Below are 22,948 nucleotides of genomic sequence, written 5' to 3' on the forward strand. Positions count from 1 at the left end.
TGCTTTTCGATATTGTGGTTATTTCACCTAGATAATTGGGAGTGCGGGGTTTCGGGAAGATTTAAGAAACGTCACACTAAGCCGCAAGGTTACTATCTTGACTTGAGAGATTCAGGACTAAATAGCCTCTCAATCTAGTAAGTAAATCCAATTAGTGTGTTGAGTTCGGGGAGCCGCCGGTCACTTGCTGTATTGTAGCTGGTTCCCCATAATTCGAGGGTTTACTAATTTATAACTCTTCCCGCGAAAAATCAGTGATGCTATCACCGAACTGACTAATGGCTTTTGCCTTCAACGGGTTTAGTAATAGACGTAGTTCGACTAGATCGTTGCCTACTTCAGCGACTTCATCTGGATCCTCTGAAGCTTCGCATACCTCAGCCATTTGTTTTTCTAGCATTAATAGGCCTTCAAGCACATATTTAAGTTCTGACTCTACAAGTTCAAGCTTCAACTGATTCATACAACTTTTCCTTCCTTCTTGAACACCCGAGATGCTTTTAAAGCCATTTCCTCAAGGAGTCCTTTAAACTTGTCTACGGGCATATTACTAGTGGGTGCAATACAGTAATGATGAGGCTTATCCTGAACCATTTTTAACCCGTGAGGTGGCTGGGTGTTCGGTGGAAACCTCCATACCCAACCCGTCATTGGCGCATTGTTGATTCCCGCCTTATCGAACACGCTGATTCCTTTCCCGTTCGCAATAATAACCTTAATTCCATTTACGATTGTAACATCGACATCGCGAGCCCTCACATTTGACAAACGAGGACTTGAGGCGTTTCCAAGACGGAAAAGTTCTTCAGGTAGTAAGTAAAATTCTTTTGGGTACATAGTGATCTCCGTATCTTTAATAAAAGCTAATGTCGTTACAAAAGCCAAACAGAGGACGTAGAGGTCCGTTAAGATTGACATATTTTATTGGGTAAGACGAACCGAAGGTTTGGCTTTCTGTAACATTTTTTAAATTTATTTGTCGTGGACTGCGTCCTTTGGAGCCGTCCAACCATACATCTCTTCTGTTAAAACGAAGCGAATATCCTCAAGCTTCATTGCTTTGACATCAGAAGGTAGCCAATTAAATTTGTGTATTAAATAATAATAGACAGCTTCAATACCTTGCAGCTCCTTATAACCTTCCCTTTTAGCAATTTCGTCACCATACACATCCAACATATAATCTAAATTGGATTGTGCCTGATGACAATTCCACGTTACCTCGTAATGCTCTTTAGTTCTCATACAACCTCCTAAATAGTTTTGTGTAAGTCTGAAGTACCCATAGACTATGTGCCTATATTTACTAACCTGTAAAAAATGGTTATTTTTCAGGCTAAATCTTTGGGGCAGTATAGTAGTTACCATTCTTGCTCCAAAATTCCAAGTCCCCTTTGTGATTAATAATGAAGTGTTCCCCTCTTTCTTCACCAGATTCGCTTTGTAGTTTTATCCCTCTATCTGATTGAGATCTATCGTAAGCTTCATCCGAAGAGGAGCCATCGCCAAAAGTACTTCGAATATAGGTTTTATCCTCTTGCTCGTATGCAGTCACTTTATACTCATAACCCCAATGAGCTATCCACACTCCCAGTACCTCTCCATCTACCAAAGGCGCATTTTCTATCTTTTTGTGATCAGATGCGCTCTCACCTATTATATTTATTTCAAGAGTTGGATTGTAGTGGGTCGTTGCCCAATAACTTTGGTTTTTATGACTGCCAGCAATCCGATACCCAATAAAAGTACGTTCAACATCCACATTTGAGAGGCCATAAATTCTTTCTGCTAACAATTCCAGGTTTTCTGCGTCTGTCCGTGAGTGCAACTCCACCTCAACAGTACGTTTTATGTTCCCATTAACTTCATCTTCAATAATTCTGTAGTTTGGTAAATCGGAGTCTTTGCCTGCATCAGAGCAGCCGAGAAGCGTAAAAAATACTGTAACTGCAACTAAAAACTTTATTTCTTTTGTCATAATTCATACCTTTGGCGTAGAAGATAAGATTAACAAGCAAACGCGATAATCTTCGCGCAACGGCACCGCATCATATGGCTAGATTAGCCGCTAGCGGCAATTAAAATCAAACGGTAAAATTAATGTTAGCTCAGTACAGTGCGGCAGGGAGAATTTAATAGCTCAACATATTAATGAGCCAAGATGAGCAATTGACTTAAAGGACACCAGAGTGATGTGCTGACCAAACACAAGTTAAAGCTATGTAAAGCTAATCGCATTAGTTGTCATGTAATGGTAGTAGATGGCAGGCTGATGAAGTAATGTCATAGGCAGAACAACACTTTGCTGGCGTTAAATGGCCGTACTAGCTAGAAAAGAAGAGTCTGCTTTTTGCTCATATGTACTAGCTCATAACCATGTATTCGGTTTTATTCAAGCCTGTTATTGTAATCTATATAAGCGGCATGACCGCCACGTCGCCATGAGCTCGAAACAAAAAGAGGTTGTTATTAATTACTACTTGTTAACTGTCGTCCCGTTTAAGGTAAGTTTGTAACTCTTGAATACCTTCCAATAGTTTTTCAGGCTGATGTATGAGCATCTGCTCCAAGGTGCTGCGGCCTAGTGTTGCTAAAGCTGGGAGCTTTTTTTCTATCAATCTACAGCCGTACTCGTCGATAAATTTTGTCTCATCTTGCATTACGTGGAGCTGCACTTGAATGGAAGCCTCCCCAGAGCACAGTGAACCAAGTAACACATAATTGTCTTTATGATCACCATCTAACAAATCCTTGATTAACTCTTCCACATGATTCGGTGCAGTCATTGCAACTTTAATAGCTTCACTCATTAGAATAAGCTCCTTTGACGGCGAGCATTTTCTGCTTTTCGTTGTTCTTGAATAATTTCTAAAACTCTTCGTTCCGTTAAGCTAAATTTCACGGCTAGACACTCCACATTGTTACCTTTAAATTCTGACCAAATCTGTATATCTCTTAGCGCGGCCTTTAATCGCTGATCGGTAGGTAGGTATATGTCACGCCCACCGAAATAGTGGCTGAGCGCAAACGTTAAACCTTCAGCTACTTTGTCTGCGTCAGCAATATTTTTCTTTTTAAGCTCTCGCTTCAAAAGAATCACTAAACTTTGTAAGGTACTCGGCCAACGCTTGCGTACATCGTTTAGTTCTTGGCCTTCGAGGTTAGCCAAGCATGCTTGCAGTTGATCTACTTCACTGCCAAACAAGTCACTTTGCTTTTCCTCAGAGAGATTGGTCTTTGACTGGCTCATGACTCTTCACCTTTAAAATGTGGTTTAAAGTTCTTGCTATAGCGTTTCATCTGCTCCTCAAACGCTTTCTTGTTCTGCTCGTTAGTTAGCTCAACCCCCTGAGTCTTTACTTCAATGCTATTGCTTCGCTGCTCTTGGGTCGGGGCCGTGCATTGCTCAAGTACACTACTGAGCACTTGCTTCAAGTAGTTGTGATTTGCGAGTGGTTTAACACCTTGGTTGTTTAATCGCTTATTCATAATGGACTGCACTGTTTGGTCCATTGCCATTGCGAGCGCTTGGTGGTTTTGTGTAAGCGCTAGCGCTTCTTGGGCTAACTTGACTGCGCGACTGTTACTAAGGTCTTGCTTCGCTGGACGGAACAACCCCAAATAATTCACCATAGCTCGCCCTGAGTGTTTGCCCATTCCGGCAACGATAGCCAGCAGTTCTTTACCTGCATCGTCCTGAACCATTTGATCTAATGTGATGTGGCTCTTACATATTGGGTAACGACTTAGCTTCATTAATGCTGTACTCATAGATTTCGCAAAGCTGTTCATATCCATATTCAGGCAGCATGCTCATTGGGATTTTGGTGGCGACTATCCGTTGCGTCGCTTCGTCAAAGGTTTGCACATACACATCAAGCTCATTCAGCATGAGATGTTGAATCATTTCTCGCATATGCCATCTTTTAAGCGCTTCAAGCACTGGGTACGCTTGTTTATACGTCAAGAACTGAGTATGAAAACTCACGTTTTCACCAATTTTGCGGCGGTTAAGCATGCGATTAACGAATGCATCCAGTGCGGTTTCTGATCCATCATTCACAAACCCTTGCTTATGCATGGTGATCCAAATGGCGCGAACCTTAGTTACTTCACCTAGCTGACTAACACTTGTTTTTGGACTAATACGTTTTTTATTACCGTTTGAATGGCTTTTAAACCCGCATTTTTTTAAATAATCCAAGGTCTCCGAAAGCTGTCTTGAATCCATTTCCTTGCATGACTTCTTACCTGTCACACTAAGCAAAACGGCCCTATAGGTTTCATCATCAAGTGCAAGCTGGTTTTTTGCTATATGGATCAGTTGAATTAATTTCGATTTACTCATAGCTCACTCTTTATTTCCCTTTTTCCAAAAACTGTGCCAGCCAGTTTTTGGAAAAAAGCCGCATCCTTGCGGTTTTTTAAGGTTTGCCCTAACGCCTACATGGAGCTATTTCTTTTCCGTTTATTTTCATTAATTCACTTTTCACCGTGAACGTTAAACCTTGAAACTCACAATCTAACGTTGCTGCTCCCTGACGCTTTGCTATAGCGTTGATCAAATCTATCGCCATAGTTTTCTCAGTTATTTTTATTATCTGAGTCATTCCCCGTATCTCCTATAACTTGGCTATATCTAGTGAAACAGGAACTTCTCGTTCCCCCTCTGTAGTGTAAAAGCGAATAAAGCGCCGTGAATCGACCACTTCAATAGCATCTGCAATAATTGCCATTGCTCGCTCCCACTTTCCTGATTCGTCGTTGATATTTAGGCGGCGAAGGCCGAGCACGCGTTGAACACTCACCCGCCCTTGCCTATTCGTCGCAAAGGTCTGTTCAATAACAGCTTTTAGGTTTTCGTTTGCCCCCTCACTCCACTCGTTAAGACAATCAGTTATAAATTCTTTAGCAATAAGTAGCTCTGGTCCAAGCTCGATGCTCTCTTGTACTTGAAGCACTACCTTGTGTTTGTGATCAAAACTTCTTAGGGTAACGTTACCTTTTTTCCCACCCAAGTGAGCTCCGTACTCTTGACGCAGTAAGTCTATAAATGAATCAAATTCAGCTATTTGTTTTTTCTTGAATTCCGCTAAAGCATCGCGTTGCTCAATCGCTAGTTCTACTGCCTTACATGCGAACTCATGACGAACGACGTCAGCCGGACGAATATTTTTAGTTGGCACCTTCGCACCTCTATGATCGATTAAATAATCAGTTTGCATTTGCTTCCCCTTCAATGAATAAAATGACTTGACCAAACAACTTGGCGCTTTTTATTAAGCGAGTAACGCCCGCCCGTTTCTCTGTTATAATCGGTAACTCTTTCGGAGCTTGACCACGTACCTCAATTACGTTTCGGGAGATACCCTTTCGCATGGCTAAAACTTCAAAACCTCTACGCTCTAACTCAGCAATAATTGGATGTATTTTCATTATTTATTGACTCCTAATTTAGAGTTTGGGCATCCCGAGCGACACGCCTTGTAAAGCTGTACCCTTATGTGGTTTGTCGCTGCAAACTTTCGCCCCTGGTGATCAAGACAAATGTTTATTGCTATGTCCCCTAAAATTGGGCAACAAACCGACTGAGCCATAAACGTACCTCGTACTTTTTGCTCAATTGTGTGCGTATTGGCCTTGTACTTCCCATTTACAACCTGACTAACAGTCGCCTTTGAAACTTTTAACTTTTGAGCAACCGCCATCAACCCTAGGGCTTGAACTTCATTTTGTAAGATTTCTAACCAGCTACTGTTGTTCATGTACTTCTCCTGCGACAACCTTTTCCATGACCGGACTAGACTGCTTCACTTGAGTTCCGAATGGTTGTAGCCGCTGCTGATTCTCATCGAAGACACCATTAGCTCTTGGAATAGGCCGAGTGGGCCCCGTGTCTCTTAGCAGTCGATAAATAGTATCTTCACCAGCCCTTGCTATCGCAGTGCCCGTCCTAGGAGCTTGTTTGGCAACCATTAAATAGCCAGCCTTTTTTAATAAAGAAATATATGACTGCGCAGAATTAACTGTTACCTCGGCCGTAGCAGCCACTTGGGCAACTTCAAAGTCTCTTAAAATTCGCATGGATTGCCACATCTTTTGCCTTCCCGAATTAGCTTGTACAGCTTTAGATTTCGTCTTATCAAACGGCTTAGCTTTAGGCTTAATGACTGTGAAAAAGTCTTCGTCATAATCCTTAGTCCGTCTGACAATTCTTTTCCCTTCTAAGCGCTTAGCAAACGCCTTCAAACTATCCATGTTGGTATGCTGTAAAGCCGCGTTAACCTGACTTAAGCGGAAGGTTTTTAATACCGTCATGGCTTCCCAGGCTTCTTGTAAGTGTTTACGGCTCACAGCAACTCCTTATGCTTTTTTCAGAAATAAGTCTTGGTTGCCCCATTGCATCAAGTCGATTTCTGTCAAGTCATTTGCTTTGGCCATTGCCTCTATCTTTGATAGCCCTGTTACGATGCGCCGAACCTCACCGTCAGTCTCTTCAAGCAAGTGCTGTAGAAGGTCTTCGTTAATTGATATTTCTGGCTCAACGACAGCTGTGACTAAAGTCTTGAGATCATCGAAAGTAGCAGGTTTGAACTCCAACCATTCTGAGATTCGGTTGTAAAACTGTTTGTGACGTTGAAGCTTGCGGCGCACAGACTCCATACCAATAAGGATTACAGGGCAACTGGTTAAGTCGTGAATATCGCGGACACTCTCAAGCGTGTTTTTGTCATTAAGCAAGTAATCAGATTCGTCTATGAATAGAGGACGACTTTCCAATGCCATGCGCTCAACAATGTAGTTCAGCATTAGTTCTTTACTGTGGTACTCGGGGCCAGATAGCTCTTTAACTACTTGACGGAGCAATTGAGCCAAACTCATGCCCGAAGTTGCGCGAATATAGATACCGTTACAACGGTTGACCACAAAGGCAGTAGCTGTGGTTTTGCCTAAGCCTGGATCACCATAAATAAGGCCAATTCCAGGCACTCCGTACGCTCGACCAGAGAGGCTTTCAACCATCATCTGAGTTTCAACTACGTTATTTACAATTGCGATTTGTGTTTTCATGACTTATATTCTCCTAGGTTTTATTTCAGGGATTGGCGATGTTGTGAAGTGCTCGCCATACCCCTCTCTTCTATCAATGAATCTAAACGCGATGACATCGCTCTATTTTGTTGCTCCCAGATACTGAGCCAGCCTTTCTCTTTTCCAGTTAAATCACGCTCCAAGCGCTGCTGTTTCAAATACATTGCTTTGTCGTTCGTGTTTTTGAAAATAGGAGCAGGATTTATCGCGGCAGCCTCTGCCTCTCGCTGTAATTCCGCGCGTTTTCTATCTATTTCATTAAGTCTTTCTTCGCCTAAAGCAGGACGCTCCGCTTCTAGGGCCAATAAGGCAGAGTCCATCATTGGACTCTTATGTTCTACTCGCCTCTTTGGCATCGCAGTAATAGCTTGATTCTGACGCTTGTGGTGCTCCAAAACCTCGTTAGCAATGTTCGAGACATTTATGCTTTTAGCTATCCTTTTCGCTTGCTTTATCTTTTCTGCCGTGACGGCTTTTTGATTGCGTTTGGCAAGCTCAGCAATTTCTTGCCTTGTTAAACCAGCAGATTCAATTTCAGGGTCCACAGCTATACAAACAAATTCTTTATTGAGCCGATTGAAAACATAAATACGACCAGCATTTTTTGGATCCCATTTACACAAGACTTCATCACCAATTACTGCACCAAGCTCTGGAGAAATATAGATGCCGCCGCTTACCTTTATTCCTTCTTTACCTACCGTGCGGAGCCCTCGGTTTGAAGGAACAGGTTGCAACATGACATCTAGTAGCCGTTCATCATTAATAACCCGAATTTGATCACGGCTGGCTGCTAAAATCTCATGAGGGGTTTTACCTCCCAAGTTTCCGTGAGGCCTGTGCATGTAAAGGTTGGCTATCCAGTCATCAATGAATTGTTGTAACTGTTCCGACGTTAGATTTACTTTCACTGGCTCATTCTTTTTCCCTGGGGCAGCTCTCTTTGCAAGCCGTTCTGCAAACGTTTTTCTTGCCTCAATATTCTGCCGTTCAGCGACGTTATGCCCTATGTAACCAGTAAGTAGTTCAGCTATTCCGTGACTAAAGGTTCTAAAAAACCGCTCAATATACGGTTTTTCTTCACCTGAAAATGGACGTGTTGTCTGGTGCTCAATCTCGAGAGCATCAAATACACTTTCTATTTGAATGGATGTGTAGTCAGCACCGTTATCAGTTCTTGCTACGTCAGGAATACCCCAGTCTAGAATTGCCTTTCTTATCACCAAACAAATTCCCTCTGAGTTAGAAGTTGGATGCACGACTACTGCAGGGCGTCTAGTGTAGACATCAATTATTCCTATTAGAGAATGCCTTCCATCCGTAAGCATCACATCTGCAGGTGTAGAGTCGAACTCCCATAATTGATTTATCTTTGTTACACTTTCATCCATTTTCCCCATTGCTGACATAAACTTGTTCTTCCATGCATCTGGGTTTGTGAGTTTTGTATACAGTGAAGCGTTTTCTTTTTTCCATTTAGTCAACCAATCACGAATAGTTGTTTCTGCAGGTATTCCTTTATTTGTTTCACTAAAACGGGATAAAAGCCCCTCTCTTATGTGTGTAGCCTTCACGTGTGGATAGTCGCAAACCATTGCTACACAAAAATCTTTTAGCTCTTGGTCAGATTCAATGATTGACTTCCCACTTCGTTTTACCTTCACCGCCAATGCCGCAACTCCTCTTGTATCCACGGCTTTTTGCCATCGAATGAGGGTGATTCTAGACACTGAAGGAACTAAGCTTTTAAGTGGCAGACAGCTTTCAATTAAACCCTGGTTATACAACTCACTAAATAAGTCAAAACCGGCAACTTTAGGCTGACCATTTTCTTCAATGAAACACAGCGCAGCTTTAAGTAATTCATACTTAGCTTGTGCTTTAGGTGGTATATCTTGAGCTGCGATTAGGCCCTTTAAGTTTTCTTGCTTATTTCTTACTATCTCAGCTTTATCAAGCTGCTCCAGCTTTTTCTTCATGGCGGAATAGGCTGTTCCACTTTCAAAGGCAGAGCTTTGATTCTCCCTAATTATGGCCTCCATTAATTGCACACTAACGTGTGCAGGTAAATTCTCTATGATGTACTCCCGAATTTTTCCCCCTCTCCCTCGGACTTCCTCATATGCCCAGTTTTCTTCTTTTGCCTGTTTTAAAATGCTTCTTTTGCTTACGAGTAAGTAAGCCGCTATCTGCAAAGCTGTTAAAGTCTTCATTTAGTGATTCCTTTCACTGCGGTTCTTGCTGGTTTTCCTCGATTAGGATTACCCTTGTCGTCGTATCTATCAGGCCAAATTTCAGAGGCTCTAACTCCGATCACATCAGCAATAATTCTTTCAGCTTGAGGATACGGTCTATGTAAAGCCGTCTGAATAGCGTTAGACGTATATCCCCGACTAAAAGACAATTGCCGACAAGACCAACCTTCATCCTCAAGGGCCTCTTTTATCTTTGATGTTGTCCAACCCAATTCATTTAAGGTCTTCATAACTACACTCAAAAGTATCAATCTGTATTCATGCATACAAAGATACACACATATTTGTGTGCATACAACACAAATAAACACCTTTGTGTGCAAAAAGAGGTTAAACCATTGAATTTTAGTAAGCTATTCTTAGCAGAAGTCGTTTTTTTTTGAGGTTCACAGTTCACACTTTCAAAGTGCGCCCTTCACACTTTTCGTTTGGGCATGCGCAAAATGTTTTGTTTTGTATGCACTAAATTGTGTGTTTAAATAAATATATTCTTCATTCTAAAGTTTCTTTATTCATGTCTGCTTTTAATCAGTACCTTAAAAGACTTCGCTTAAAAGGTGGGATAGACATTGGCACGGCCGCAGCAAAAACAGGTGTTCATCGAAACACGCAGACAAAATATGAAGACTCTAGAGATCCATCTATCGATTACCTAATTGAGTTCTCTCAACTGGTTAACGAGCCTTTTATTAAACTGATAACCAAGCGCGTAGAGCTTTCGACGGCCTCATCAGAAGCAGTCTCGAAGGCTCTGGAATCTATAAATAGAAAAGCTTGGACACAACAAATGATTATTGAAGAGACAGGTAGTAAATACTCAACTAACTCGCATGTGATCATTGGGGAGGAATCACACAAACTCATTCCCTTGGGCACGACAGCAACTGTGGATCCTAATGATAAAGAAATTAGCGAGGGGTGTTATTACGCATTCTTGAACCCTATGAGCAAGGCTCATTTTGCAGCGCAATTGCGATCAACTAAAACGCTCCTCAAAATTACTTTCTCAAACCCCAATCGCGATGACATGAGCTTTCAACTTGAAGGTGGGGAAACTGAGATTGGCTATATACTGAAAACCCTGGGTATAGTTGGTAAAATCGTAAAAACGGAGCTTGAGCTGTAGGTTATCTTTTTGCCCCGCGCTTATCATTTTTTCTCACCTTAATTTATCACCCTAACGCACTTAATCTTTACACAGTTAAATTTTAACCCACTAACCTCAAACGCCCATGTTCTCCCGCATTTTCCCACGATTTCCCATTCTTTCCCTGATTATCAATTAAATCTGTTAGTTACAACAGACTCGATTATTTCCCTTTGTCAGTGTAATTACTGATGAAATCGCTCTGCGACAGGCGCAACGCAGCCCCAAATAGAGGCTGTTTTGCGCGCTAAGCAGTCAATTTGAGTGAAAAAGCGCCGAACAGTCTACTTTTTTTATTTTTAGAGTTTTTATTGGTTGACACTTTAGGGCGCGGTCATTAATATTTCGCCCCGTTGAAAGGCAGGCGCTTCCCCCTTAGCTCAGTTGGTTAGAGCGACGGACTGTTAATCCGCAGGTCCCCCGTTCGAGTCGGGGAGGGGGAGCCAAATCTTTCAGCAATAAAGTAATTGTTCCCCCTTAGCTCAGTTGGTTAGAGCGACGGACTGTTAATCCGCAGGTCCCCCGTTCGAGTCGGGGAGGGGGAGCCACTACTTACCTTTGAAATTGTTCCCCCTTAGCTCAGTTGGTTAGAGCGACGGACTGTTAATCCGCAGGTCCCCCGTTCGAGTCGGGGAGGGGGAGCCAATTTTCACTCATCTCCTCTTTCTAGACAAACTCATCTTTGTAAACTACTCTTTGTACTGTGTTTTTTCTCAAGCCGTGCTATATTATTGCGCCATTAGTCAATGATTTATAACAACTCATTGCACCAAGGTTGTATGTAATAACGGTTAAATTACACTAGTAGAGATTAGGCCGCTGTGATAATTCGCCGTCTCACATGGCACGCTCGCGCATGTGAATGGACTCTTTGCCAAAGTTCAGTCGCGATTAGGATTTATCGTTTAGCTGGTTAAATAATAAGGATAAAGCTAAGTTGAAACGGTTCACCCTCTTACAATTTTCTTTATGGCTACTGGCATTGTGTGCCGGTATTATCGCTAATGTGATGGTTTTTCACTCTTACAGTGTGGAAAAGCAAGAACACATGCAAGTAAGCTTGCAGCGGTATTTAGATAGCCATCCGCAAATTACCGTCACCGATGCTCCCGCTATGGCAGAGCAATTGTTTGCCACCATGAACTTGAAAAATCTATGGCTGAGAGATGCCGAAGGTGAAGTATTGGCAAACAAAACACATCGCCAGAATAGCGCACTACTTTCACAAGTTGCTCAGTCTCAGTTCAACAGTGTCCGCAGCCAGTATGCAGTCAGCAGTAATGGTGAGCTGCGCATAGAGTTTATTGCCGATTTAGACGATGTAGCGAAAACATTTGAAGTTGGGTTACTTTATTTTGTATTAGTCATTTCCCTGCTCGCACTGTTGCCTATTGCTAGTTTAAAAACGGCGTTTGTGGGATACCGCCGGCATGTGGCTGATATGATTTCAGCGATAATCGACCAATTCGTCAGCAATGGCGTGGTGCCAGATACCAGCAGCCGTGCATTCTCTGACGATAGCCAAAAGCAACGATTAGCCAGTCAAATCTCCCCTGCCCTCAATCGCCTATCAACATACTTAGGCTCGCAACTCGACAATATTGCCAGCTCGGCAGTGGAAATAAAAAAAGAGGCCTATAAAGACGTAGTCACCGAACTGGGGAATCGCAACATGTTCGTGGAGTATTACGAACGTCACATTGAACACGTTCAGGGCGATTGTTTTGGCTGTATCGCCCTGGTACGAGGCACCGAATTGCAGCACATCAACCAGCGCAGCGGTTATCAGCAAGGCGATGAGTACATTCGCAGTATTGCTGAGATGCTCAGCGCCGTGGTCGGCAGTTATCGTGGCAGCAGCGTATTTCGTCTTAACAGCTCAGATTTTGCCGTGGTGTTACCTAATATTCCGCTAAAAGAAGCGGAGCGCTTTGCTAATAATGTTCAGTCTAAGCTAAACCAGTATCAGAAAATCCATGATCTAACCTCTGTCGCTTACACCGGCATTGTCTCCTACGAGCAAAATAAACCCCTTGGCGAGCTACTGGCGAATGTTGATGTGGCGATGAATATTGCCCAGAGCAAACAAAATAACGCTTGGCACATTCAACGCCAAGAGGATATGAGTGCTAGCAGCAATCAAGGGTCGCAAAATTGGCGCAAAATGATCAACGACTTACTCGATAAGCAAAGCGTGACCTTAGTGATCCAAGCCATTATGCCGCTAGGTAAAAGCAACAATGCCTACTCAGAGATTCAGGCGCGATTTCGCGATGAGGAAGAGCATATCTTACCGACCTCTTCGTTTATGGCGATGGCCGATCAGTTAGGAAAATCGGTTGAACTGGATCAGATGATCATCGAACATGCTTTTCGGGCGATGAAAAGTAAGAACCTCAATGCGCAGTATTTTGGGCTCAACGTGTCAGCCGCAAGCGCCCATGACGATAAATTTGTGATTTGGCTTGAGCGTCGACTGATGAAAGAAGGCGAATTGGCAGCTCGTCTCATCTTTGAGATTTCAGAGCTAGGACTGCAACAAAACATCGGCGCAAGCAAACGCTTTATTACCATGCTGCATCGCGCAGGCGCCCGTATTACCGTAGAGAAGTTTGGCGTAGGGCTAACGTCATTTAAGTTTTTCCGAGAGTTAAAACCAGACTTTATCAAAATGGATGCCAGCTACACGCGCGGCCTAGAAGACGATAAGAATAACCAGTACTTCATGCGATTAATGGTTGATTTAGCGCACCGTATTGGCGTTAAAGTATTCGCTGAAGGCGTTGAGAGCCAAGAAGAGAAGCATATTATCGAGCAGCTTTGTCTTGATGGTGCACAAGGCTACTACATTGAAAAACCTCGGGAGCTGTAACACAGCTCCTTTCCTACACTTACCCCAGCCTCTAAGAGCAGACATGCAACATCGCGTGTTAAAGCAAGTTTGCTCTGCCCGCTGTGCATAAGTTACCGCGACTAAATGCATATGGTCGGATGACGTCTTTTTCACCTTGTTATCATTAGTGATATTAATTATCATTCGCCCCTCCATTTTAGTACAACAAGGACAACACGTGCGCTTTCCCTTTTCTCTAATTATGCTTGCTCTCAGTGGCAACGTCATCGCCAAACAAAATAACAATGAAAACTTAGAACATATTATTGTGACTGGTAGCCGTGTCATAGAAAATATTGACGAAGTGCCAGCATCGGTGACGGTGATCACTCGAGAACAAATTGAGGCCCAGCTTAAGGTTAATCCAGAATTACAAAACCTTTTGCAAATGATGGTGCCAGGCATGGCGCCAAGCACAAATAGTTCAAGTAACACCGGGCAAACGTTGCGCGGCAGAGCGCCCTTAGTGATGATTGACGGTGTCCCTCAGTCCACGCCGCTGCGTAATGGCTCTTTGGGCATACGCACACTCGACCCAAGCGTTATTGAACGCATTGAAGTCATCAAAGGGGCCACCTCAGTATATGGCAATGGCGCTGCAGGCGGAGTGATCAATTACATTACCAAAAAACCGACAACGGCTGATGATTTTAGTGCAGAGCTTGATGTGTCAACACGATTCAGTGCCGTCAAAGCGGATGAAACCTTAGGTGCACGCATTGAGGGCTCGATCAGTGGCCGGGCAGACAAGTTTTCTTATTTAGCGACAATCAGCTATGAAGAAAATGGCGTACAGCGCGACGCCGAAGGCGATATTCTCGGTTTGCAATACGGACTCAGTGACGTACAAACACACAATTACTTCACCAAATTAGGTTACGACTTTGATGCAGATAAGGCCCTCGCCTTTACTTACAACTACTATAAGTCGCAGCAAAAAACAGATTTAGGCGATGTCTTTGGTAACGTCAATTCTGGCGATAAATCCTACGCCATTCATGTGCCGCCAGCACAGCAAAAGCAAGGCCGTCCTCAAGGCCCAAGTGGCAACACCAATGCCATGCTTAAGTACACCGATAACGCTATCTTCGCGCACACCGCACTGACTCTAGACTTATATGCGCAAGATATTGAAAACGTTTTCTTCTTCTCTCCAAATCTTGCCAACCCAGATGAGGGTTATGATGGCGGTCAGTCGATCATTGCCTCGCAGAAGCAGGGCCTGCGCGCCACGTTGAATACCTTGATAGATTTTGACAACACCGAAGCCACCTTTATCTATGGTATTGATGCGCTGCAAGACACCACATCTCAACCCTTAGTTGATGGCCGTGAGTGGGTCCCAGAAATGGACATGAGCAACCTTGCCGGCTTTTTTCAAAGTAAATGGGTGATGTTTGATGACTATGTTATCAAAGCCGGTGTACGCCATGAGGACATCGACCTCGAAGTTGATGATTACCGTACCCTTAAACTGTGCCGCAACGCCCAGCAATGCTCTGTGGCGTTCGAAGTGCGTGGTGACACCCTCAATTACACAGCCACCACCTACAATGTCGGGTTAAAATATAATGCGTATGAGCAATTTAGTCCGTTTTTTAGTTACTCTCAAGGTGCAGATATCTCGGATATTGGCCGCTTGCTGCGTAGCGCTACCGTGGATGATATTGCTCTGATCCGCACTGAAGCCGCACTTATCGACAATTACGAAGTGGGCTTTACGTCGGTACTTGATAGCCTGCGAATTGAAGCGTCTTTATATCGCAGCACCTCTGATTTGGGAACCACTAACCGTTTTGATGAAGCCACTGGCGTATACATGCCTGTACGTGCTCCACAGGAGATTTGGGGGTATGAAGCGCTAGTGGATTACCGCTTTCACCCTGCTTGGCGAGCCACTGCCACCTATTCTTATGTCGAAGGCAAAAACACGGCTGAAGATATTTATCTCGGAGGCAAACAAATTAGTCCACCCAAGGCGACTGTGAACCTACAATGGCAAGCTACAGATGATGCCGCGCTCACGTTATCAACCTTATACGTGGGAAGCCGCAAACGGTTTACCGCCAACGATGCTGGCGAGTATGTTGGCGATCAAGGGCCGATTGACGATTATTTTGTCATGAACCTCAGCGGTAACTGGCAATTCAATTCAAGCGCCAACGCCTATTTCGGCATCGAAAACCTTCTAAACCGCGATTACTACCCAGCAAGAGCGCAAGCTTACACCTATGGCGGCTACATTATAAAAGGTTTAGGCACCACAATCACCGCCGGTATCCATTACCAATTCTAGGGCGGCAATAAGCAATCCAGTTGTACAAACAGTGCAAAGCCGGTTTACCGGCTTTTTTATTCGGCTTGTCTCACTGCGGTTAAAAAAGAATCACTCACAAGCATTAATCGAAACTTGAATGCGAATACTTTTTAATTGTAACCCTATGATTTATATATAAAAATTTGATTTATTCATAAGATCGACTACACTAGGGCTACATCTTTCTAAGGAGATTATGGCAAATGCAAGGTAAACAACGAGTTATAGACGCATTCAATAAGCTGCTTGCAAACGAGCTGGCCGCAATTGACCAATATTTCATTCATTCGCGCATGTACGAAGACTGGGGTTTAAATAAACTTTATGAGCGTTTGGAGCACGAGCGCGACGAGGAGACGCAACACGCTGACTGGCTTATCAAGCGTATTTTATTTTTAGAAGGCGTGCCCGATTTAACTAAACGTCGAGCTCTGCTTGTTGGTGGCAACGTCAAAGAGATGATGGCCAACGACCTTAAACTTGAGCTTGAGGTTGTACAGTGTGTTAAAGAAACCATCAAAATTTGCGAAGAAGAACAAGACTATCAATCTCGCGAAGTACTTGAGAAGCTCTTGTTTGATACCGAAGAGGACCATGTTTATTGGCTTGAACAGCAGCTTGGTCTTATTGAGAAGATCGGTATTCAAAATTATCAACAATCGCAAATGGGTGAGTCTGAGGCTTAATTATGAAAGGTGATAAAGACGTCATTGCAGCCTTAAACCAAGTGCTCGCAAATGAGCTAGTAGGCATTAATCAATATTTTTTGCATGCGCGCATGTTTAAAGATTTTGGTTTTAGCAAACTAGATAAAGCAGATTACAAGGTGTCTATCCAGAAAATGAAAAATGCCGATAGACTTATCGAGCGCATTCTGTTTTTAGAGGGGCTTCCTAACCTACAGGATTTAGGGCGCCTGCGTATTGGTGAAAATGTTGAAGAGATGATAGCTGCCAACATGCATTTTGAGCTGGAGTCATTAAAGGACTTGCAGGCAGCGGTAAAGCTTGCCGAAGAGCGTTTAGATTACATCAGCCGTGAGGCGCTAGATGCAATTCAAAATGAGCAGGAAGAGCAAATAGATTGGCTGGAAACGCAGCAACACCTAATCAAGGCCACGGGCCTCGAAAACTATCTGCAATCGCAGATGTAATCCTTGCCGCGCCTGATCTTCATTAAAAAAAGCCGCAAAGTTGCGGCTTTTTTATGTAAGTGTGGCCAACATAGCTGTGCTATAGAACATCTTCTATCGGCAATAAAGACATAAGCCATACTTTAAAACGCAACCATGCACTGGTATCAGGCTCAGTGGTCAATCGTTGTTGATTCTTTCTGTCTTGCCACACAATATCGCCCTGCTCATCTAGGCTTAGTTGCCACGCATATTTAGGCATTTCCGTTGTGATCCATCGACTTAATAAGCGATTCATACGCTCGGAGTGAATCAACAGCCCTTGCTCTGTGTTTAAATTAAACGAGCGCGGATCTAAATTTAGCGAACCTACAAATATTTTGTCATCATCCATGGTCATGCTTTTGGCGTGCAAGCTGGCAGTGGAAGAGCCTCGAAACCCTTTACGTTTCGGTTGCTGCGCGGCTAAGTCCAGATTACGCTTAAGCTCCCATAGTTCGACGCCCATAGCCAACAGCTGCTGGCGATAATCGGCATACCCAGCATGCACAACCGGCACATCGGTGGCGGCAAGCGAGTTGGTGAGAACAGTCACAGCAACCCCCTGCTCACGCCATTTCTTAATGAGCTCTAATCCTTTATCTTTGGGAATGAAATAAGGGGAGATAATGTTCACACGCTGGCGAGGCTCTCCCATGGCTGCAAACAGCTTCGGTGCCATGTGCGTACTATTATTACGGCTATCGGTTAACAGCTTATTAGGGTCATCAACATATAACTGCGCTTCTGCCCAGTCCATAGACAGCTTACCGTTAACCAATGTTTGTACCAAAGTGGACTCTTTAAGCCTTTGAATATAGGGACTTTCGTTGTGAAATGCGGTGCTAACGTAACGACTTAGACGGCTTGATAACTGCGCCAAATCTTGGCTGTCAGCACTGCCAGACAATTCATTGATATCCTCAGCGAGTGGATGATTCCAATATAAGTCGAAAGCCATGGTTGCCTTATCAACGATTGGGCCGACACCCAGTACGTCAAAGTCAACAAATTGTGAGTTATGATCACCGGAAAAATAGGCGTTGCCAATGTTCCGCCCCCCAGTAATGAAGAGCTCGCTGTCAACGATAAAGCTCTTATTGTGCATACGCCGCGATACACGGGAATAATCAGTGATAAAACTTAAGAACCGCAATCGCCTGTGATTCAAAGGATTAAACAGTCTCACTTCAACGTTGTTATGCACCGCCAAAGCACTTAAATCTTGCTCTAAGTTCGCTTGAGATAGGTCATCAAGTAACAGGCGAACTCGCACGCCACGCTCGGCAGCACGCAATAAATAGGCACTCAACAGCTGTGAGGTTTCTTCGCGATGATACAAATAGTACTGTAAATCGACAGAGTATTGCGCTGTCTCTATCAGCGCAATACGTGCAGCGAAGGCATCTAGGCCATCAATCAAGGGATAAAACCCCGACAGTTCAGGGCTGGGCTGTTCGTCTATAACATTCGATATCAAAGCTGTTCCCTTCGCTGGCATGGAATAACTGGCATTATCTAAGTTGTGCACGTTATACGCTTTAGGGGCTACGCAACCGGCAACCACCACCACGGCAAAGACAAGTAATAAACGCGCGTTGATAAGGGCATCCATTGTGATTACCTAAGCAACGTAGTCTATTGTTACTATAACAAATTCAGGGGGATATAAAAGGAGGTAGGAGGATCACACGTCGCTATGGGGATTAAGCGACGTCGTCAGTCACATCAACAATATCAATCAGCTTTTGGTTAAGGATTTTTTTGGTGCAATTGCAGCATTTGCCACACTGCGAACCAACCTTTAGTTCTTTTGTAAGATCGCGCATTGAACGGGCTCCATCATCAATCGCCTGCTCAATTTTTTTGTCTGATACACCATGACATAAACAGATATACACGAATACAAACCACTCTCAATTGCGTTATTGGCTTTAGTTTAATCTAAACAAAAATAGTTATCAATAAAAAATTGTTGCTGTTTTATTGCGCTATCTACACTTTGCTAACAAGCAATTAGACATCTAATCATTGGTGCTGATAAAAAAATTTTGTCTCTCTATTCTCGAGCTCAATCCGCCACCAAAAAAGCACTTTGGTAGAGCTGTAACTCAATGTTTTAAATCAATATTTATCAATTAACCGACCAGTGAAAATTAGCCTCCTAGTCAACATAGATCTTTGCCTACGTTTGGATCTGAACAAACTCTGAAGCTTGATCATTTCAGCTCAAACTATTAATCTTTATTTTAATTGAACGGTCAATTAATAAAAATATGCCTAAAGTCGGAATGGAACCTGTGCGGCGTCAACAGTTAATCGACGCCACTTTAAACTCAGTTGCTGAGCTTGGCTTACATGCCACCACCATCAACAGCATTAGCAAACGTGCCGGATTATCTTCGGGCATCATTAGCCATTATTTTGGTGGTAAACAAGGTTTGATTGAAGCAACGGTGCGTTACTTATTAACCCAGCTGAAAATTAACCTGCTGGCGAAGACCACCGCTGACGACACGCTCAGTCCACGAGAGCGACTAAACTTAATCGTTGAGTCAAACTTTGCCCCCGTACAGCAACAGCATGACAGCACCCGAACTTGGCTGAGCTTTTGGGCGCAGTCACTGCACGACCCTGCCCTATTCCGACTGCAGCAGGTCAACAGTCGTCGCTTACGCAGTAATTTACAGGTGTCGTTTAATACCCTGATGCCACGCGACAAAGCCAAGCAGGCCGCCGAGTTGGCCGCAGGCATGATTGACGGATTATGGCTACGCTGTGTACTCGGCCGCGGCGAAGCCGATGACTTTCATCACGCTGAGCAGTTAAGTAAAAGTTATATCGATACCCTGATAGCGCAATTTGGAGAACAGTAAATGTCTTACCCTCGCTTACAAAATTTTATTGATGGTGCCCCCATGGCCAACGCCAGTGGCGATGTGTTTGAAGTCATTAACCCAGCAACTGACGAGGTCATCTATCAGGTCGAAGTGGCCGATGAGCATATCCAACAAGCCGCCATCGACAGCGCTAAAGCTGGTTTCGCGCAGTGGTCAGCGATGCAGCCTATCGAGCGTGCCCGCATTTTGCACAAAGCGGTGGCGTTGTTACGCGAGCGTAACGATGAGCTGGCAAAAATTGAAGTATTAGATACCGGTAAACCGTGGCAAGAAGCCGAGTGCGTCGATGTAGTCACTGGTGCCGACGCCATTGAGTACTTTGCCTCATTAGCGCCCACCGTAGTCGGCCAGCAGCAAGAGGTTGCCGGCGATTTTTATTATACCCGCAAAGAGGCGTTAGGGGTGTGTGCCGGTATCGGCGCATGGAACTACCCCCTGCAAATCGCGTGTTGGAAATCTGCACCCGCCTTGGCCGCAGGTAACGCCATGATTTTTAAGCCTTCGGAAGAAACCCCAAAAGGCGCCAGCATGTTAGCGGAGATTTTCATTGAAGCCGGCGTTCCAGCAGGCGTTTTCAATGTCGTCCATGGCGCCGCCGAGGTGGGTCAGTGGCTTACAACCCACCCAGAAATCGAGAAGGTCTCTTTCACCGGCGAAGTGGGCACAGGTAAAAAAGTAATGCAAAGCGCCGCCAGCAACTTAAAAGACGTCACCATGGAGCTCGGCGGCAAATCACCGCTATTGGTATTTGATGATGCCGATATTAGCGAAGCGGTCAGTGCCGCGATGCTTGGCAACTTCTACACCCAAGGTGAAGTGTGCACCAACTGTACTCGTGTGTTTGTGCAGCGTGGTGTTTATGAGCAGTTTATGAGTGAACTGCTCGAGCGCACACAAAAGAATATTATTGCCGGCGATCCGTTAGACCCTGAAGTGAACTTAGGCGCGCTGATCTCGAAAAAGCATCAACAGCTTGTGCTTGAGTACATTGACAAGGGTAAACAAGAAGGGGCTACCGTTGCCATCGGCGGTCATGCACTGACCCCAACAAGTGCGCCGCAAGGCTATTTTGTGGCCCCAACCGTGTTTACCGATTGCGATGACAACATGACTATTTGTCGCGAAGAAATCTTTGGTCCGGTTATGAGTGTCTTAGTGTTTGATGACGAGCAAGAAGTCATTGAGCGTGCCAATAACACGCCTATGGGCCTGGCCGCTGGCGTAATGAGCCAAGATCTACGCCGCGCCCACCGTGTGATCCACCAGCTTGAGGCTGGTATTTGTTGGATTAATGCTTATGGCGCCTCCCCGGCAGAAATGCCTGTCGGCGGCTATAAGCTATCGGGTATCGGCCGCGAGAATGGCTTAGAGGCTATCAACCAATACCTACAAACGAAATCGGTGTACGTGGGTATGAACCAACTTGAGAGCCCGTTTTAAGGAGGTGTCATCATGAACAGCGAATTTGATTATATTATCGTTGGCGCCGGTTCAGCGGGTTGTGTACTGGCAAACCGCCTGAGTGCCGATAGTAACAACCGGGTGTTGTTACTTGAGACCGGCGGTAGTGATAAAAGTATTTTTATTCAAATGCCTACGGCGCTGTCTATCCCTATGAATACCAGCAAATATGCTTGGCAATTCCACACTGAGGCAGAGCCGTATTTAGACAATCGCAAAATGCATTGTCCTCGCGGCAAAGTACTCGGTGGCTCATCGTCTATCAACGGCATGGTGTATGTACGCGGTCACGCCAAAGACTTTGACGAATGGCAACAACACGGTGCACAAGGCTGGAGCTATCAGGACTGCTTACCTTATTTCAAAAAGGCCGAGCAGTGGTACCTCGGCGGTGACAGCTATCGTGGTGGCGATGGTCCATTGGGCGTAAATAACGGCAACGACATGAAAAACCCGTTGTATAAAGCCTTTGTTGATGCCGGTCAGCAAGCAGGCTATGCCTTTAGCAAAGATTATAATGGTGCACAGCAAGAGGGCTTTGGCCCTATGCACATGACCGTAAAAGACGGCAAACGTTGTTCGGCGGCGCGTGCCTATCTGGATCCGGTCAAAGAGCGTAGCAATCTCACCATCGTCACTCATGCGAAGGCGCAAAAAGTGTTACTAGAGGGCAAACAAGCTCGTGGCATTCAGTATCGCGTTGGTGGCAAAGTTCATAAAGCCATGGCCAACAAAGAAGTGATTTTAAGTGCCGGGCCCATTGGCTCTCCACATTTGTTGCAGTTGTCTGGCATCGGTGACAAAGCCCATTTAGATAATGCCGGTATTCCCTGTACACACCATTTACCCGGTGTGGGCCAGAACCTGCAAGATCACTTGGAGTTTTATTTCCAATTTAAGTGTAAGCAACCTATTACCCTCAATGGCAAGCTTGGGCTGTTTTCAAAAGCCATGATCGGGGCTCGCTGGTTATTATTCAAAGATGGCTTAGGGGCAACTAACCACTTTGAATCATGTGGCTTTATTCGCTCTAAAGAAGGGGTTGAGTGGCCTGATCTACAGTATCACTTTTTACCTGCGGCGATTCGTTACGACGGCAAGAGTGCCTTTGCTGGCCATGGCTTCCAAGTCCATATTGGTCACAATAAGCCGAAAAGTCGTGGTCATGTGTTGGTTAAAAACAGCGACCCTGACTGTGCGCCAAAAATTCAATTTAATTACCTTCAACACCCGGACGATATCGAAGGCTTTCGTGCCTGCGTGCGCCTAACGCGCGAAATTATCAATCAAAATGCATTTGATGCATTCCGCGATGAGGAAATTCAACCGGGTACTGACGTGCAAACAGATGAGCAAATTGATGCCTTTGTGCGCCAAGCCGTTGAAAGTGCCTACCACCCTTCTTGCTCGTGCAAAATGGGTGAAGATGAAATGGCCGTGGTTGATAGTCAGGCAAAAGTACATGGTGTTGAGGGTCTGCGTGTGGTTGACTCCTCAATTTTCCCGACCATTCCTAATGGCAACTTAAATGCGCCCACCATTATGGTAGCGGAAAAGGCAGCCGACCATATCTTAGGAAAGACTCCGCTTGCGTCGCAACATGTTGAAGTGGTCAACGACCCGCAATGGCAGCAGCGACAGCGTAGCCAAACTCTGTAACTAATACGATTTCACAAGGCTTTCTTGGTGCAGCTCAATAGCTGCGCCCTGGG

General features: G+C 44.5%; 26 protein-coding genes and 3 tRNA genes. 11 read left to right on the plus strand and 18 right to left on the minus strand.

The features are described from left to right. Positions 1 to 229: 229 nt before the first annotated feature. The 16 genes from MHM95_RS06175 to MHM95_RS06250 all read right to left on the minus strand — a co-directional run bounded on the left by MHM95_RS06175 (position 230) and on the right by MHM95_RS06250 (position 9,577). Positions 230 to 463: a hypothetical protein gene (locus MHM95_RS06175; protein WP_239384711.1), complete on the minus strand. Its 234-nt coding sequence runs from the start codon at positions 461 to 463 to the stop codon at positions 230 to 232. Further along, positions 460 to 837, minus strand: coding sequence for a hypothetical protein (locus MHM95_RS06180; RefSeq protein WP_239384712.1), 378 nt, complete (start codon positions 835 to 837; stop codon positions 460 to 462). The genes MHM95_RS06175 and MHM95_RS06180 overlap by 4 nt, the downstream gene beginning before the upstream one ends. A 135-nt stretch (positions 838 to 972) precedes the next feature. Beyond that, positions 973 to 1,245: a hypothetical protein gene (locus tag MHM95_RS06185; RefSeq protein ID WP_239384713.1), complete on the minus strand. Its 273-nt coding sequence runs from the start codon at positions 1,243 to 1,245 to the stop codon at positions 973 to 975. A 91-nt stretch (positions 1,246 to 1,336) separates the two neighbouring features. Continuing rightward, positions 1,337 to 1,978 (minus strand): hypothetical protein, encoded by a 642-nt coding sequence (locus tag MHM95_RS06190; RefSeq protein ID WP_239384714.1) that lies wholly within the window; start codon positions 1,976 to 1,978, stop codon positions 1,337 to 1,339. Positions 1,979 to 2,483: 505 nt separating this feature from the next. Next, positions 2,484 to 2,810 carry a hypothetical protein gene (locus MHM95_RS06195; protein WP_239384715.1) on the minus strand — a complete coding sequence of 109 codons (327 nt, stop codon included), beginning with the start codon at positions 2,808 to 2,810 and terminating at the stop codon, positions 2,484 to 2,486. Beyond that, positions 2,810 to 3,250 (minus strand): Mor transcription activator family protein, encoded by a 441-nt coding sequence (locus tag MHM95_RS06200; protein ID WP_239384716.1) that lies wholly within the window; start codon positions 3,248 to 3,250, stop codon positions 2,810 to 2,812. Before MHM95_RS06200 ends, MHM95_RS06195 begins: the two co-directional genes overlap by 1 nt. Further along, on the minus strand, positions 3,247 to 3,756 hold the full coding sequence (locus MHM95_RS06205) for a hypothetical protein (protein WP_239384717.1): 510 nt from the start codon (positions 3,754 to 3,756) through the stop codon (positions 3,247 to 3,249). The genes MHM95_RS06200 and MHM95_RS06205 overlap by 4 nt, the downstream gene beginning before the upstream one ends. Then, complete coding sequence (locus MHM95_RS06210; RefSeq protein WP_239384718.1) at positions 3,728 to 4,348, minus strand: regulatory protein GemA; 621 nt, start codon at positions 4,346 to 4,348, stop codon at positions 3,728 to 3,730. Before MHM95_RS06210 ends, MHM95_RS06205 begins: the two co-directional genes overlap by 29 nt. Before the next feature lie 88 nt (positions 4,349 to 4,436). Next, complete coding sequence (locus tag MHM95_RS06215; protein ID WP_239384719.1) at positions 4,437 to 4,610, minus strand: hypothetical protein; 174 nt, start codon at positions 4,608 to 4,610, stop codon at positions 4,437 to 4,439. 12 nt (positions 4,611 to 4,622) lie between these two features. Continuing rightward, positions 4,623 to 5,225: a DUF3164 family protein gene (locus MHM95_RS06220; RefSeq protein WP_239384720.1), complete on the minus strand. Its 603-nt coding sequence runs from the start codon at positions 5,223 to 5,225 to the stop codon at positions 4,623 to 4,625. Beyond that, entirely contained in the window at positions 5,215 to 5,436 is a 222-nt protein-coding gene (locus MHM95_RS06225; RefSeq protein WP_239384721.1) for a hypothetical protein, read from the minus strand. The genes MHM95_RS06220 and MHM95_RS06225 overlap by 11 nt, the downstream gene beginning before the upstream one ends. Continuing rightward, the gene (locus MHM95_RS06230) at positions 5,436 to 5,765 is read right to left on the minus strand and encodes a LacI family DNA-binding transcriptional regulator (RefSeq protein ID WP_239384722.1); all 330 of its coding nucleotides are present in this window, start codon (positions 5,763 to 5,765) and stop codon (positions 5,436 to 5,438) included. Before MHM95_RS06230 ends, MHM95_RS06225 begins: the two co-directional genes overlap by 1 nt. Beyond that, on the minus strand, positions 5,752 to 6,354 hold the full coding sequence (locus tag MHM95_RS06235) for a hypothetical protein (RefSeq protein WP_239384723.1): 603 nt from the start codon (positions 6,352 to 6,354) through the stop codon (positions 5,752 to 5,754). Before MHM95_RS06235 ends, MHM95_RS06230 begins: the two co-directional genes overlap by 14 nt. Before the next feature lie 9 nt (positions 6,355 to 6,363). Then, positions 6,364 to 7,071: an ATP-binding protein gene (locus MHM95_RS06240; protein ID WP_239384724.1), complete on the minus strand. Its 708-nt coding sequence runs from the start codon at positions 7,069 to 7,071 to the stop codon at positions 6,364 to 6,366. A 20-nt stretch (positions 7,072 to 7,091) separates the two neighbouring features. Next, positions 7,092 to 9,305: a DDE-type integrase/transposase/recombinase gene (locus MHM95_RS06245; RefSeq protein ID WP_239384725.1), complete on the minus strand. Its 2,214-nt coding sequence runs from the start codon at positions 9,303 to 9,305 to the stop codon at positions 7,092 to 7,094. Further along, positions 9,302 to 9,577 (minus strand): helix-turn-helix domain-containing protein, encoded by a 276-nt coding sequence (locus MHM95_RS06250; protein ID WP_026111070.1) that lies wholly within the window; start codon positions 9,575 to 9,577, stop codon positions 9,302 to 9,304. Before MHM95_RS06250 ends, MHM95_RS06245 begins: the two co-directional genes overlap by 4 nt. A 284-nt stretch (positions 9,578 to 9,861) precedes the next feature. Here MHM95_RS06250 and MHM95_RS06255 point away from each other — a divergent pair, with 284 nt between their 5' ends. The 8 genes from MHM95_RS06255 (at position 9,862) to bfr (MHM95_RS06290) (ending at position 16,857) form a co-directional block, all read left to right on the plus strand. Next, entirely contained in the window at positions 9,862 to 10,473 is a 612-nt protein-coding gene (locus MHM95_RS06255) for an XRE family transcriptional regulator (RefSeq protein WP_239384726.1), read from the plus strand. Positions 10,474 to 10,863: 390 nt separating this feature from the next. Next, a tRNA-Asn gene (locus tag MHM95_RS06260) sits at positions 10,864 to 10,940 on the plus strand. 25 nt (positions 10,941 to 10,965) lie between these two features. After that, a tRNA-Asn gene (locus tag MHM95_RS06265) sits at positions 10,966 to 11,042 on the plus strand. A gap of 20 nt (positions 11,043 to 11,062) precedes the next feature. Beyond that, positions 11,063 to 11,139: transfer RNA gene (locus MHM95_RS06270), tRNA-Asn, on the plus strand. A gap of 292 nt (positions 11,140 to 11,431) precedes the next feature. Then, positions 11,432 to 13,366 (plus strand): EAL domain-containing protein, encoded by a 1,935-nt coding sequence (locus MHM95_RS06275; RefSeq protein ID WP_022944626.1) that lies wholly within the window; start codon positions 11,432 to 11,434, stop codon positions 13,364 to 13,366. A 223-nt stretch (positions 13,367 to 13,589) separates the two neighbouring features. Further along, positions 13,590 to 15,683, plus strand: a complete 2,094-nt coding sequence (locus tag MHM95_RS06280) for a TonB-dependent receptor (protein WP_239384927.1) — start codon at positions 13,590 to 13,592, stop codon at positions 15,681 to 15,683. 224 nt (positions 15,684 to 15,907) lie between these two features. Then, entirely contained in the window at positions 15,908 to 16,390 is a 483-nt protein-coding gene (gene bfr / locus MHM95_RS06285) for a bacterioferritin (protein ID WP_045978988.1), read from the plus strand. Between the two features lie 2 nt (positions 16,391 to 16,392). After that, positions 16,393 to 16,857, plus strand: a complete 465-nt coding sequence (gene bfr, locus MHM95_RS06290; protein ID WP_022944623.1) for a bacterioferritin — start codon at positions 16,393 to 16,395, stop codon at positions 16,855 to 16,857. A 79-nt stretch (positions 16,858 to 16,936) separates the two neighbouring features. On the opposite strand, the gene MHM95_RS06295 is transcribed toward bfr (MHM95_RS06290), so the two are convergent. Together MHM95_RS06295 and MHM95_RS06300 are read right to left on the minus strand one after the other, a co-directional pair. Beyond that, positions 16,937 to 18,490, minus strand: a complete 1,554-nt coding sequence (locus MHM95_RS06295; protein WP_239384727.1) for a phospholipase D family protein — start codon at positions 18,488 to 18,490, stop codon at positions 16,937 to 16,939. A 91-nt stretch (positions 18,491 to 18,581) separates the two neighbouring features. Further along, positions 18,582 to 18,776 (minus strand): (2Fe-2S)-binding protein, encoded by a 195-nt coding sequence (locus MHM95_RS06300; protein WP_022944621.1) that lies wholly within the window; start codon positions 18,774 to 18,776, stop codon positions 18,582 to 18,584. Positions 18,777 to 19,151: 375 nt separating this feature from the next. Between MHM95_RS06300 and betI the strand changes: the two genes are divergently transcribed. The 3 genes from betI to betA are packed head-to-tail and all read left to right on the plus strand — an operon-like array spanning position 19,152 to position 22,895. Next, a complete protein-coding gene (gene betI / locus MHM95_RS06305) occupies positions 19,152 to 19,751 on the plus strand; it encodes a transcriptional regulator BetI (protein WP_239384728.1) in 600 nt (199 codons plus the stop codon). Then, entirely contained in the window at positions 19,752 to 21,215 is a 1,464-nt protein-coding gene (gene betB, locus MHM95_RS06310; protein WP_239384729.1) for a betaine-aldehyde dehydrogenase, read from the plus strand. Positions 21,216 to 21,227: 12 nt separating this feature from the next. Next, positions 21,228 to 22,895 (plus strand): choline dehydrogenase, encoded by a 1,668-nt coding sequence (gene betA, locus MHM95_RS06315; RefSeq protein WP_239384730.1) that lies wholly within the window; start codon positions 21,228 to 21,230, stop codon positions 22,893 to 22,895. The last annotated feature ends 53 nt before the right edge of the window (positions 22,896 to 22,948 follow it).

Origin of the sequence: Pseudoalteromonas sp. CnMc7-15, assembly GCF_022347925.1 — a bacterium.
Lineage (GTDB): Bacteria > Pseudomonadota > Gammaproteobacteria > Enterobacterales > Alteromonadaceae > Pseudoalteromonas > Pseudoalteromonas ruthenica.